Origin of the sequence: Pectobacterium sp. CFBP8739 (assembly GCF_013449375.1) — a bacterium.
In the GTDB taxonomy this organism is placed as follows: domain Bacteria; phylum Pseudomonadota; class Gammaproteobacteria; order Enterobacterales; family Enterobacteriaceae; genus Pectobacterium.
The window spans coordinates 51220-63672 of the sequence record NZ_JACDRR010000019.1 but is presented as its reverse complement, the minus strand read 5'-3'; the positions used below and the strand labels follow the sequence as shown (position 1 = coordinate 63672).

General features: G+C 55.2%; 12 protein-coding genes. 2 read left to right on the top strand and 10 right to left on the bottom strand.

All coding sequences use genetic code 11. From position 1 onward, the window contains the following. Nucleotides 1-180: 180 nt before the first annotated feature. The 4 genes from rhaM to rhaB form a co-directional block, all read right to left on the bottom strand. On the bottom strand, nt 181-495 hold the full coding sequence (gene rhaM / locus H0247_RS14275; protein WP_180743134.1) for an L-rhamnose mutarotase: 315 nt from the start codon (nt 493-495) through the stop codon (nt 181-183). A 103-nt stretch (nt 496-598) separates the two neighbouring features. Then, nucleotides 599-1423, bottom strand: a complete 825-nt coding sequence (gene rhaD / locus H0247_RS14270; RefSeq protein WP_180743210.1) for a rhamnulose-1-phosphate aldolase — start codon at nt 1421-1423, stop codon at nt 599-601. 4 nt (nt 1424-1427) lie between these two features. Next, a complete protein-coding gene (locus tag H0247_RS14265; RefSeq protein WP_180743133.1) occupies nt 1428-2690 on the bottom strand; it encodes an L-rhamnose isomerase in 1263 nt (420 codons plus the stop codon). Then, nucleotides 2687-4177, bottom strand: coding sequence for a rhamnulokinase (gene rhaB / locus H0247_RS14260; RefSeq protein WP_180743132.1), 1491 nt, complete (start codon nt 4175-4177; stop codon nt 2687-2689). The genes H0247_RS14265 and rhaB overlap by 4 nt, the downstream gene beginning before the upstream one ends. A gap of 335 nt (nt 4178-4512) precedes the next feature. Between rhaB and rhaS the strand changes: the two genes are divergently transcribed. Continuing rightward, nucleotides 4513-5352 carry an HTH-type transcriptional activator RhaS gene (gene rhaS, locus H0247_RS14255; RefSeq protein ID WP_180743131.1) on the top strand — a complete coding sequence of 280 codons (840 nt, stop codon included), beginning with the start codon at nt 4513-4515 and terminating at the stop codon, nt 5350-5352. Nucleotides 5353-5376: 24 nt separating this feature from the next. Next, on the top strand, nt 5377-6231 hold the full coding sequence (locus H0247_RS14250) for a helix-turn-helix domain-containing protein (protein ID WP_180743130.1): 855 nt from the start codon (nt 5377-5379) through the stop codon (nt 6229-6231). A gap of 41 nt (nt 6232-6272) precedes the next feature. Here the strand turns inward: H0247_RS14250 and H0247_RS14245 are convergent, their stop codons facing one another. The 6 genes from H0247_RS14245 to H0247_RS14220 form a co-directional block, all read right to left on the bottom strand. Beyond that, nucleotides 6273-6527 carry a Txe/YoeB family addiction module toxin gene (locus tag H0247_RS14245; protein WP_180743129.1) on the bottom strand — a complete coding sequence of 85 codons (255 nt, stop codon included), beginning with the start codon at nt 6525-6527 and terminating at the stop codon, nt 6273-6275. Beyond that, entirely contained in the window at nt 6524-6775 is a 252-nt protein-coding gene (gene yefM, locus H0247_RS14240; RefSeq protein WP_039324900.1) for a YoeB-YefM toxin-antitoxin system antitoxin YefM, read from the bottom strand. The genes H0247_RS14245 and yefM overlap by 4 nt, the downstream gene beginning before the upstream one ends. A gap of 75 nt (nt 6776-6850) precedes the next feature. Next, nucleotides 6851-8548: an ABC transporter ATP-binding protein gene (locus H0247_RS14235; RefSeq protein ID WP_180743128.1), complete on the bottom strand. Its 1698-nt coding sequence runs from the start codon at nt 8546-8548 to the stop codon at nt 6851-6853. Next, complete coding sequence (locus H0247_RS14230) at nt 8545-9411, bottom strand: ABC transporter permease (RefSeq protein ID WP_180743127.1); 867 nt, start codon at nt 9409-9411, stop codon at nt 8545-8547. Before H0247_RS14230 ends, H0247_RS14235 begins: the two co-directional genes overlap by 4 nt. Beyond that, the gene (locus H0247_RS14225) at nt 9404-10363 is read right to left on the bottom strand and encodes an ABC transporter permease (protein ID WP_180743126.1); all 960 of its coding nucleotides are present in this window, start codon (nt 10361-10363) and stop codon (nt 9404-9406) included. The genes H0247_RS14230 and H0247_RS14225 overlap by 8 nt, the downstream gene beginning before the upstream one ends. Continuing rightward, entirely contained in the window at nt 10341-11954 is a 1614-nt protein-coding gene (locus tag H0247_RS14220) for an ABC transporter substrate-binding protein (RefSeq protein WP_180743125.1), read from the bottom strand. Before H0247_RS14220 ends, H0247_RS14225 begins: the two co-directional genes overlap by 23 nt. Nucleotides 11955-12453: the final 499 nt, after the last annotated feature.

Here is a 12453-nt window from a genome sequence, read left to right as displayed (position 1 = left end):
AATAAAATGTGATAGCCATCAATAATCAATAAATATTTATGTATTTACTAAAAATAATAACTATATGTAACGAAAGCCATTAACTAAATGACAAATTATTTCTTTTTTATCTCTTCAACAATAATGACACAGCGGTAATGTCATTACCGCTGCACGATGAGGATTTGCGCCAAGCACGCCTTAGTCCAAATAAAACACGGGTTGCAGCGCATCGCTAACTGGGCTGTTATCGGGATTGGATGGCATGATGTCGCTCATGTGTTTCCACCAGCGCTGGCAGACATCCGTTTGTGCAATCGCTTCCCAGCGTGCTTCGGACTCGACCTCGACATAGCCAAACAGCAGATTACGCTGTTTATCCAGAAAAATGCTGTAGTGGTGCGCACCGTGGTTTTTCAGCACCTCGGCCAGTTCAGGCCAGATAGGATTGTGACGACGTTGATAGTCGTCGTGGCAGTCAGGAAAAACCGACATCACAAAAGCCTTACGCAACATGGATGAGTCCTCTGTAATCGTTAGCAGAACGCCACGGTGCAAGACCGTGGCGGTTTGAGGCTGAAAGTCACTTTGCGGAGAATAATAGTATGCCGAAAACCTGCTACACGCGCAGCGCGGCTTCCATGGGGGTGACGCCGAAACGTTTACCCAGTGCGATCAGCTCTTCGGTCGAAATCGTCTGCTTCTTACCGCCCATCGATCTGACTTTCACCATGACTTCGGCAGATTTTTCTGCGGTATCGATCAGGCCGAAGGCGTCGTCCAGCGTCGGGCCGGTGCCGAAAATGCCGTGGAAGGGCCACAGCACCAGCGAATGACGCTTCATTTGCTCAGAGGTAGCATCGCCAATGGCGTCGGTGCCCGGCACCATCCACGGCACAATGCCTACGCCGTCTGGGAAGACGACCAGACACTCCGTGCTGCCCTCCCACAACTCACGGGTGAATGTCGCGGTATCCAGTTTCAGCACATAGCTCAAGGCGATCAGATTAGTGGCGTGGCAGTGCATGATGACGCGGTCGTGCCCGTGGGTCACTCCCATACGCACAATGTGCGACTGGAAATGCGAGGCGAGTTCAGACGTTGGCAGGCCGCCGTTGGTGAGCCCCCAGAAAATACGATAGCCTTTGCCGTCGCTATCGACCTGCAACACGACCAATGAATCGGCCGGATCTAACTGAACGTTGCGGAAAAATTTGCCGGAACCCGTGACGATAAACCAGCAGTCAGCCAGTTCGGGCATCGGTTGCGATAACGCCTCATGGCGCGGTTGCGGATAGAAATCGCTTTCATAAGGTGTCACATCCTCAGCCGTCAGGCGCAGGCTGACGTTACCGCCGTTACGCTCGTCCCAGCCTTTGAGCCACATGTCGCTGGTGGCTTTAATCATTCCCTGTACAAACCAGGAAGAGAGAATTGCTTGCATAGTCTTACCCTTGACGTTGAGTGAGGATGGTTTCTTCATACTGACGCACCTGTTGCAGCCATTCGCTACCCGGAAGTACGTCATGACGCTGGCAGTAGTGTTCCCACACGGCTTGCCACGGTAGTGATTTCTGCTCTTCCAGCAGCGCCAGACGCGCGGTGTAATCGCCGTTTTGTTCCAGTTGGCGCAGCGTTTCCGTCGGTTCTAATAGCGCACGCAACAGGGCTTTCTTCATGTTGCGTGTGCCGATAACCCAAGCGGCGATACGGTTGATTGAGGCATCGAAGAAATCGAGCCCGATATGTACGCGGTTAAGCAGCTTATGGCGCACGATTTCGTGGGCAATGGCTTGTGTTTCGTCGTCTAACAGTACCACGTGGTCGCTGTCCCAACGAACCGGACGGCTAACGTGCAGCAGCAGACGTGGGACGTAGAGAATGGCGCTGGAAATCTTGTCGGAAATGACTTCGGTCGGGTGGAAGTGCCCGGCATCCAGACAGAGTGCCGTGCCGCGGCTGGCCGCGTAGCCGAGGTAGAATTCATTGGAGCCGACGGTGAAACTTTCCGCGCCGATTCCGAACAGCTTACTTTCCACTGCGTCGATATGATGTGCTTGATCGAGCGGTTCAGCGATGATCTCGTCCAGCGCGCTGAGTAGCCGCTGGCGGAACGCCAGACGATCGATGGTCAAGTCTTTCATGCCGTCCGGCACCCAGATGTTCATCACGGACGGCGTACCGAGTTCGCGGCCGAAGTAGGCAGAAATCCGGCGGCTAGCCTGACAGTGTTCAATCCAGAAGCGACGTACTTTTTCGTCCGGGTGCGACAAGGTAAAACCGTCCGCGCTCAGCGGATGCGAAAAGCAGGTCGGGTTAAAATCCAGCCCGAGCTGGTGGCGTTTAGCCCACTCAACCCAGGTGCGGAAATGCTCGGGGGCAATTTCATTACGGGCGACGGGCTGCGCGGATTCCAGATAGATAGCGTGCAGATTCAGCCGCTTGGGGCCGGGAATGAGCGCAAAGGCTTGTTCCAGATCGGCACGCAGTTCATCTGGCGTGCTCGCTTTGCCGGGGTAGTTGCCGGTGGCCTGAATGCCGCCGGTCAGCGGCCCACCGGTGTTCTCGAATCCGGCCACATCGTCACCCTGCCAGCAGTGCATTGACACCGGGATCTGATCGAGCTGTTCCAGCGCAGCCTCTACGTCAATATTCAGGCTGGCGTAACGCGCTTTCGCCAACTGCCAGGCGGTTTCAATCGGTGTGCTCATTGCGTGGTCTCCTTTTTGCCCTGTGGGGCGGTTTCTGGCTGGCTGAGCGCCTGAAAACGACGCCAGTGCCCGGCAAAATCACTCTCCGCACGCGGGGTATAGCGATGCAAAGGGAAGTTATGAGTCAGCATATGTCGGAAAGCAGCAAGGTCGGCGACGGCGCCCAGCGCCATCAGTTGGCAGCCAATATTGCCAAGCGTCGAGGCTTCGACCGGTCCGGCCAGAACCGGAATCTGGCACACATCGGCACACAGCTGGTTCAGGAAAGCGTTCTGGCTACCGCCGCCGACAATGTGCAACTGGCGGATCGGTGCGTGCCGCAGTTCACCCAGTTCCAGTACCACCTGGCGGTAGAGCAGCGAGAGGCTGTCGAAGATACAGCGTGCCAGCTCGGCATCGCTTTGAGGTTCGGGCTGACCATGTTCACGGCAATAGTCGCGGATTGCCTGATGCATCGACGGCGGATTGATAAAGCACTCGTCATTTGGGTTAATCAGGCTGGCGAAGGCAGGTAGAGTGGCGGCGGACTGAATCAGCGCGCCTAAATCCTTGATGTCACGTTCCTGGCAGACCCGCTGTAACAGCCACAGGCCCATGATGTTTTTCAGCACCCGATAGGTGCCGTCTACGCCGCCTTCGTTGGTGATATTGGCCGCCAGCGCCTGCGGGCTGTTAAATGGTGTGTCGCTCTCAATGCCCATCAGCGACCAGGTGCCGGAGCTGAGATAGGCGCTGTCGCGGCTCTGCAATGGCGCACCGACCACCGCACTGGCGGTATCGTGCGTAGCGACGGCGGTGACGGGAATTTGCCGTCCGCTCGGTGCTACCCAATTTCCTACGACGTGCCCCGGCTGCACGGGGTCGCTCAACCAGCGGCGTGGTACACCCAGATAGTCCAGCAGCGTGCCATCCCAGGTTTTCTTTTCCAGATTAAGCAGTTGGGTTGTACTGGCGTTGGTGTATTCGCAAACCAGATTCCCCGTGAGGCGATAATGAAAATAGTCGGGGATCATCAACAGGTGTGCCACCTGATTCAGATTCTCAGACGGCGCATCACCCTGCGCTTTAAGCTGGTACAGCGTATTAAACGGCAGGAATTGAATACCGGTACGCTGATAGATCGCCTCACGCCCCAGCTCGGCGGTGACGGTAGCCATTACGCCATCGGTGCGGTGGTCGCGATAGGAATACGGCAGACCAACGCGCTGCCCGTCCTTATCAAGTAGCACATAGTCCACGCCCCAACTGTCGATTCCAATGCTATCAGGCGCGATACCCATGGCATCGATTTGATGTAATCCGATGAGAATATCGCGTTCCAGTGCGGCGAGATCCCACTGGTGGTGGTTGTCCTGAAATACCAGCGTGTTGCTGAAACGGTGAATTTCTTTCAGCGTCAGATGCTGCGTTGCGGTGTGCAAGGTTGCCAGCATGACCCGACCACTGGATGCCCCCAAATCTACCGCCACGATATTCTTCACCGCCATAGCCGCACTCCTTATTGTTGGATGTGTTGCAGTGTAAAGAGCGGTAACGGTAGCCACCTTCCTATGAGTGCCATCAACAACAGGCGGCTGGCAAAATGACAAAGCTGACCGTGAAAGGGCTCACAATCTGGGAAATTATTTAGTGAATAACCATGAAAAAATCAGGGAAAAGGCGGTGTGATCCTTACCACACTTCAACTAATTGGGCGGTGCGATCTTAAAAAAAGAGCAGTCAGACGGCACGTGGGTGACGGTAATTTAAGGTCGGTTCTGTGGCTTCTGGCTACCCTTTTCCAAAGGCCGCATTTTTGCCAGAAGCCGAATGGAGAACTGAAATGACGCTACTTCGTGGTGATGATTTTTTTACTTCGCGTGCCGTAACGGTGGCGGTAGAACCGCGCACGCCGCAAACGGCGTTTCCTGAACACTATCATGATTTCTGGGAAATTGTGCTGGTGGAACAGGGCGCTGGCGTCCACGTGTTTAACGATCAGCCTTATGCGCTGTGCAGCGGTTCGGTGTTCTTTGTTCGCGATAACGACAGGCATCTGTTTGAAGACGTGGAAGGGCTGTGCCTGACCAACATGTTGTACCGCTCGCCGCGCGGGTTTCGCTTCCTTTCCGATATCGCCGCCTTCTTGCCATATGGCCCGAACGGTGAGTGGCAGGGGCAGTGGCAGGTGAATGCTGTGGGGATGCAGCAGTTGAAGCAGTCGTTGAACAGCCTAGCTGAATTAGCGCAGAGCGATGCGCCGGAAGCGATTGCCGCCAGTGAGAGCCTGTTTCTGCACATTCTGGTGCAGTTGCGTCAGCAGTGCTTCCAAACGCAGGCCAACGGCTCCGAACGTCAGGGTGTACAGGCGCTGCTGGGCTGGCTGCAAAACAACTACAGTGAAGAGGTGAACTGGGGGAGCCTAGCCGATCAGTTCTCGCTGCCGCTGCGCACGCTGCATCGCCAACTCAAACAACACACGGGTATGACGCCACAACGCTATCTGAATCGGTTAAGATTATTGGAGGCGCGTCGGCGGTTGCAGCAGAGTGATGACTCGATCACCACCATTGCGCACGCCTGTGGATTTAGCGACAGTAATCACTTCTCGACGCAATTCCGCAAGGCATTCTCGCAGGCGCCTAAGTCACTACGCCATCAGGCGTTTTCTCGTGAAGAGTAGGTAACAGCAACGGCGGGTGAGGGAATGACGACAGCAATACGGGGTTTGAAATTACAGACTGAAGACTATTTCCTCACCGACAAGAATGCCGTGATGGTGGCCGAGCGGCACCCGCAGCCAGCGTTTCCACTGCATCATCATGATTTTGACGAACTGGTGATTGTCTGGCGCGGGAATGGCCTGCACCTCTGGAACGATGTGCCTTACCGTATTACCCGTGGCGACATGTTCTATGTCTCCGCGAATGATCGCCACAGCTATGAGTCCGTCAACGGGCTAGAACTGGACAATATCCTCTATATTCGCAACCGCCTGACGCTATCTGCCGACTGGCAAATGCTGCTGCCGAGTGGGGAACGCCCACAAAGCCAGCGCCACTGGTGTCTAGGCTCGGAAGGCATGGATACCCTCCGTGAGAAGGTGGATGCGCTGAGGCAGGAGTGCATGAAATCCGATGCGCTGTCGCTGCAACTGAGCGAAGCGCTGCTGTTGCAGATTGCGCTGCTGGCGGCGCGCTATCGCCACACGCCGGATAATCCACAATTGGCCGATGCGCACCAGTTGGATATGTTGATGAATGCGTTGCGTGCCAGCATTGCGACACCGTTCCGCTTTGAAGCCTTCTGCGAACAGCATCACTTCAGCGCTCGCAGTTTACGTTCGCGCTTTAAAGAACAAACCGGCATGAGCGTGCCACACTACCTGCGCCAGTTGCGGCTCTGCAAAGCGATGGAACTGCTGCGTTATGACCTACAAACCATCGGTGACGTCGCCGCGCTGTGTGGCTTTGAAGACAGCAACTACTTCTCAGTGGTGTTCCATCAGGCGTTCGGCGTCTCCCCCAGCGCCTATCGCCAGCGCTTCCTGAATGTGGAGTGACGGCGCTTTTTAGCTATTGGGTGTGATGAATCAATGGCGGGTTAATAGTGGTAGCGGCAGGCAGCGATCATCATGGCGTCATCGGTGATGGCATAAACCAAACGATGTTCTTCGGTGATACGGCGCGACCAGAAACCAGCAAGGTTATGTTTAAGTGGCTCTGGTTTTCCTTTTCCCTCAAAAGGTGTTCTGCACGTTTCTTTTATTAATTCATTGATCTTTTTGACCATCCGCTTATCGATGTCCTGCCAGTACAGGTAGTCTTCCCATGCTTCTTCTGACCAGATTAGTTTCACTCAATGATATCTCTTTCTTCGCCATTGCCAGCCTTAAGGCTCTCGATTGAGTTCATCAGTCTTTTGGCATTGGCTGGTGAACGCAGTAAATACGCGGTCTCCTCTAGAGAGTTATACTCTTCCAAAGACATCAGCACGCAGGCTTCACCATTCTGTCGGGTGATAAGTATGGGAGCACGGTCTTCGACCGTTTTCATCATGGTCGCCGATAGATTTTGTCGGGCTTCACTGTAGCTAATTGTACGCATTTGTCCCTCCTGATATGTACTTATCATTGTACAATGTCGCCGCGTTTTTAACCACCCAATCTTTCTTCAACAGCGCTACTCCGCCACCGTTGAAAGCAACAGGCGTGTGTAAGGGTGCTGCGGTTGATTGAAGATCTGCTCGACCGGCCCGGTTTCTACGATATCCCCGTCTTTCATGACCGCGATGCGATGGCTCATGTGCTGCACCACGCCCAAATCGTGGGAGATGAACAGCATCGTTAGCCCTAACTGGCGTTGCAGTGCGACCAGCAAATCCAGCACCTGCGCCTGTGTCGTGACGTCCAGCGCCGATACCGGTTCGTCGCAGATCAGAATCTCAGGTTCCGAAGCCAGCGCCTGTGCGATGGAGACGCGCTGGCGTTGCCCGCCGGACAGCGCTCTTGGGCGGCGGCTCAGCAGGTCGGGCGTCAGGCCGACATACTCGAGTAACGTCAGGATGCGCCGCTGTTTCTCATCGTCGCTTAAATCGCGGCGCAAACGCAGCGGCTGATTCAGAATCTGGGCGACGGTAAATTGCGGATCGAACGAGCTAAGCGGATCCTGTGTGATCGTCTGAATGCGTGCGCGCAGCGGTCGGCGTTCGCGTTCTGTTAACGTGCTCCAGGCATGGTCCGCCAGTCGGACTTCGCCGCTGTCCGGTTTTTGCAGCGCCAGAATGACTTTGCCCAGCGTGGTTTTCCCCGAACCGGATTCTCCAACGATGCCCAGCGTTTCGCCGCGTTTGATTTGGAGAGACACCTGATTGACGGCCTGCATCCGACTGCCATCAGGGCGCTTGAACGACACTGCAATGCGATCCGCCGTCAGGGCGATGGTATCGTCAGTGTGCGTCGTCGCCAGAGACGCGGCTGAGGGAGCAATGCCATTCTGTAAGGGATCGACGCCAGCCAGCCACTTTCCCCGCGTAGAAGCCGTTGGGATCGCTGCCAGCAATTTGCGGGTGTAGGGATGCGTCGGTGCTGACAGGATCTGTCGCGCCTCACCGCCTTCTACCAACGATCCGTTCTGCATCACGATGACGCGATCCGCCACCTCAGCGACGACGGCAAGATCGTGGGTGATCAGTAAAACGCCGTGTCCTGCCTGTGCCAAGGCGGTGAAGACTTTCAACACTTGTTTTTGCACGGTGGCATCCAGCGCGGTAGTGGGTTCATCGGCAATTAGTAACTGTGGGCCGGCTGACAACGCGGAAGCAATAAGCGCTCGCTGGCGCAGGCCGCCGGACAGTTCATGCGGATATTGGGCGGCGCGGTTCTCTGGATCGGGAATACCTGCTTTTGTCAGGAGTTCGGCGACGCGTGCGGGAACCTGTTCACGCGGCAGCAAGCGGTGGGTCAGAATCGGTTCGGCGACTTCCTGCCCGATCTTGCGCAGCGGATCGAGAGACACCAGTGCATCCTGTAAAACAAAGCCGATTTCACGGCCACGAATCGCCCGCCAGTCGCGGTCGGTCAGATAGCGTAAATCACACAGACTGCCGTCATGGCGCGTGAGCTCAATGGCGTTTGCCTGTACGTCAACGTTTTCACCGGCCAGACCCACGAGCGTGCGAGCGGTGACGGATTTCCCTGAACCCGATTCGCCGACCAGCGCCAGAATTTCTCCGGCATTGACCTGAAAAGAGAGGTTTTTAACCGAACGAATGGGGCCGAATGGGCTGGGAAACGTGACGCTCAGGCCGTCTACGCGCAGCAGCGGCGTCTTCTCGGATGCCGCTGCATGATAGGGGTGAGGAAGGGAATTCAGGCTCATCGTGCCTCTCCTTTTGCCAAAATGGCCTGTAAACGACGTCCCAGCAACGTAATAGAAATCACCGACAGCGCAACGACGCTGGCGGGCAGCAGGCTCACCCAGGGAGCGATATCAAGAAAGTTACGTCCGTCAGCCAGTAGCGCGCCCCATTCGGCGGTCGGTGGCACGACGCCCAAGCCCAGAAAGCTCAGCGCCGAGGCGGACAGCACCGCGTGGCCGACGCCAATGGTGGCGACAATCAACAACGGGCGCAGCGTATTGGGAATGATATGGCGGAAAACGATATACAGCGGATGCTCACCCAGCGCAATCGCATGCTCGACATAGCCGGATAGTCTGACTTGCAGCACCTGAGAGCGAATTAAACGCGCATAACCCGCAATCCCCGCCAGCCCAACGGCCAACATGGTGTTTTCCGGTCCGCGTCCCAGTACGGCGATCACCAGCAATGCCAGTAGCAGGTCGGGAAACGCCAGCATGATGTCCAACAGGCGCACCAAAACCTGACGGATACGCAGCGGCGCGAGCACTGACAGGGTGCCAAACAGCACGCCGCCGAAGCAGGCGATCAGCATCGCGCCGACGCCGATGCCCAGCGACAGCGAGGTGCCGTGCACGATGCGGGAAAAAATATCGCGTCCCAGCTGATCGGTGCCGAACCAATAGGTGGCGTTCGGTGGCTGAAATACTGCGCCCATATCCATTTCATCGGCGGTACGGCTGGTAAACAGCGAAGGAAAAAAGACTGCCAGCGCCAGCAGGAAAACGATAGCAGCAGGCAATAGTGTCGCCGTGCTCAGCCACGGGCTGCGATAGGTTTTTCTTGAGGGCGTCTGCGTAAAGGGCATCGGTTCACTACTCATGGGCGCTCGTTTTCTTACGTAAGCGGGGATCGATGATGAGATACAGCGCATCCACCAGCAGGTTGATGACGACGAACAGGAACGCGGACAGCATCACGACGCCCAGCACCAGCGGCATGTCGCGGTTTTCAATCGCGCTCAGCGTGACTTGCCCGATACCCGCGCGGCCAAAGACGGTTTCAGTCAACACGGAACCGCCGAGTACGCTTGCCAGAAGCGTACCGGTCAGCGTTGAGGCTGCCAGCGCCGCATGGCGTAAACCGTGGCGAAAACGCAGTCCGATTTCGCTGACGCCGCGCGTGCGCACGGTTAACGAAAACGGTTGGGAGAGCGCCTCTTCCAAGCCGTCACGCAGTACCTGACTCAGAATCGCGGCAATCGGCAGACTTAGCGTGATAACCGGCAACACCAGCGACATTACGCCGTCGTTGCCTGTGACCGGAAACCATTGCAGACGAAAGCTGAACAGGCTCAGCAGTACGATCCCAATCCAGTAGACCGGTGTGCTAAGCAGCGTCAGTTCCAGCCAGGAAACGGTGGTACGCAGCGTACCATAACGCCCTGCGGTCAGCAGCGCGCTGGTAATCGCAAGGAACAACGCCAGAATCAGACCGCCGAGCGCCAGCGGCAGGGTTTCATGCATCGCATCGCTAATTACGCTGCCAACAGGTAGGCGATAAAGATAACTGACGCCAAAATCGCCTTGTAGCGCCTGCCCGCAGTAGCGCAGATATTGCACCCACAGCGGCTGGTCGAGCCCGAATTGTTTGATGAGTACGGCGCGATAGGCTTCATCCACCACGTTGTCGCCGCCGCTAAGAATGGCGACCGGATCGCCGGGGATCAGTTTGACGGCAATAAACGTCAGTGTGGCTGCGCCCCAGAGCACAGCCAGAATGGTGAAAAGACGTTTACCTATCGCGTACAGATTAACGTTTAATCCAGACATCATAGAAGTTCGGTTTTGCGTTGGTGGCCCAGCCTATGCCCTGTACCTGTTTGGACAGGCCGAGTTGGTAGGCAGGAATGTACAGCGGAACAACATACGCCTGATCGATGACTTCACGCTGTATTTCGCTATAGAGCTGTTTACGTTCTGCTTCGCCCGCACCAATCGCTTTTCTCAGCTTGTCATCCAGTACGCTGATGCGCGTAAAGTTGTTGCCGTTCGGTGGCGCATAGGCTGAATCGAAAACGGTACGCAGAATATCCGGCTCCGCACGTACGAAGTAGTTAGAAGCGATATCGTACTCGTTGGCATTGGTGCGCGTGGTGAATTCACCTGCATCAACCGGCGTCAGTTTGACTTCGAAGCCCGCCTGCTTCACCTGATATTGTACCGCCTGGAACAGCGCGACATCCGCAGCTTCAACGTTGGTTGAGGCGTATACGAAGCTGACGCTCAGGCGTTGGCCATCTTTGGTTCGGAAGCCTTCGCCGTCTTTCTGTTTCCAGCCTGCGTTATCCAGTAGTTCGTTGGCTTTTTTCACATCGAAGCCCCAGCGGGATGCCACGCTCGGATCGTAGTACAGCGTGGCCGGGCCGAGCACGTTATCGGCGGCTTTCAGCGTACCAAAGAACGCAACTTTCACCGCTGCGTTGGTATCTACGGCGCTCTGGAACGCCTTACGCACCGCGACATCCTGGAAAGGGCCTTTGGTAGTGTTGAGATAGAGTACGCGGTTAACACCTGGGTTCTCATAGGTGATCACTTCCAGCTTCGGATTGCGCTTCACCGTCGGGAAATTAGCCGGTGGTACGGCGTCAATGGCCTGAATCTGGCCGCTGCTCAGTGCGCCAAGGCGAACCGACGCTTCCGGTAGATATTTGAACACCAGACCATCCAGATAGGCTGGGCCAGTATGCTTGGCGTAACCCGGTCCCCAGTTGTAATCAGGACGTTTCGTCAGCTTGCTGCCGCTGCCTTTCACAAAGGAGTCAAGAATAAACGGACCGGAACCTACTACTGTGGTACTGGTGTTCGGTGTTTTTTTCAGGTACGTCGGAGATTGAATGCCCAGATACGGCAGGCTCAGCCCCTGCAACAACGCTGCAAACGGTGAGCTGTAGTGGAGTACAATCGTGTAATCATCCGGCGTTGAGATCTTGTCGATAGGGCCTAATAGCGATTTCGCGTAACTGGAGGTGGTTTTCGGATCGAGAATACGTTCGATGTTGTATTTCACCGCTGCGGCATCCAGTTTGGTGCCATCGCTGAACGTCACATCCTTACGCAGATGGAAGGTGTATTCGGTGTTGTTGTCGTTAATTTTCCAGCTTTCCGCCAGCCAGGGCGTAAAGCGATTATCTTCCGCCTGTCCTACCAGTGAATCCACCACGTTACGTGCAATCAGCGCCGTTACGCCGTAGGCCGTAATGTGTGGGTCGATAATCGGCGTATCGCTGCCTAATCCAACATTCAGAATACCGCCGGACACCGGTTTTTCTCCGGTTTCCGCCGCGTACGCGCCGGGGTTGAATGCAAACAGTAACGAGAGTAACCCTGCGGCGAGAGTTGTAACGTGCGGATGATTTTTTTCCATTCCCTGTGTCCCTTACCAATGACATGAGGCCATACACGGCGGTCTTTTCGCTACTCTAACGGGGAGACTTATGCATGTAAAAGAATAAAAATTGATTTTCAATTCCATAAAAATATATATGCGAAAGGTTGTTACGTCCGCTGATGAGTGAGGTTTCTGCTTGAAACGCAGTGGTGATGTCCGCTTTTATCACGACTATTGATTGACGTATCTGTTGCTACGCCTCCGCGACAGGGGGATTGCCTATGGTTACATGGGCGTGAGGAATATCAGCGCTCGGATTGGTTCGGTGTTGGTTAATAAATGAGCGAAAATGAAGCGTGCTGGATTTTTCATCCTCTCGAACTGCCGAAAATGAATATCAGCTTTTTTTGAGGTGAGGAAATATTCTGAATGAGAGGAACGCAGGGCGAGAGGATGAGTGAATGAACTGTAATTCTTTCACAAAAAAATAACCAAGCTATTTCTTATTGATAATATTATTGGTGAGTTATTATTC

What these genes read in the sequence shown, in the direction of transcription:
- H0247_RS14235 (WP_180743128.1), bottom strand. Translation starts at nt 8,548, where the DNA reads ATGAGCCTGAATTCCCTTCCTCACCCCTATCATGCAGCGGCATCCGAG.
- rhaD (WP_180743210.1), bottom strand. Translation starts at nt 1,423, where the DNA reads ATGCAAGCAATTCTCTCTTCCTGGTTTGTACAGGGAATGATTAAAGCC.
- yefM (WP_039324900.1), bottom strand. Translation starts at nt 6,775, where the DNA reads ATGCGTACAATTAGCTACAGTGAAGCCCGACAAAATCTATCGGCGACC.
- H0247_RS14250 (WP_180743130.1), top strand. Translation starts at nt 5,377, where the DNA reads ATGACGACAGCAATACGGGGTTTGAAATTACAGACTGAAGACTATTTC.
- rhaS (WP_180743131.1), top strand. Translation starts at nt 4,513, where the DNA reads ATGACGCTACTTCGTGGTGATGATTTTTTTACTTCGCGTGCCGTAACG.
- H0247_RS14230 (WP_180743127.1), bottom strand. Translation starts at nt 9,411, where the DNA reads ATGAGTAGTGAACCGATGCCCTTTACGCAGACGCCCTCAAGAAAAACC.
- rhaB (WP_180743132.1), bottom strand. Translation starts at nt 4,177, where the DNA reads ATGGCGGTGAAGAATATCGTGGCGGTAGATTTGGGGGCATCCAGTGGT.
- rhaM (WP_180743134.1), bottom strand. Translation starts at nt 495, where the DNA reads ATGTTGCGTAAGGCTTTTGTGATGTCGGTTTTTCCTGACTGCCACGAC.
- H0247_RS14220 (WP_180743125.1), bottom strand. Translation starts at nt 11,954, where the DNA reads ATGGAAAAAAATCATCCGCACGTTACAACTCTCGCCGCAGGGTTACTC.
- H0247_RS14225 (WP_180743126.1), bottom strand. Translation starts at nt 10,363, where the DNA reads ATGATGTCTGGATTAAACGTTAATCTGTACGCGATAGGTAAACGTCTT.
- H0247_RS14265 (WP_180743133.1), bottom strand. Translation starts at nt 2,690, where the DNA reads ATGAGCACACCGATTGAAACCGCCTGGCAGTTGGCGAAAGCGCGTTAC.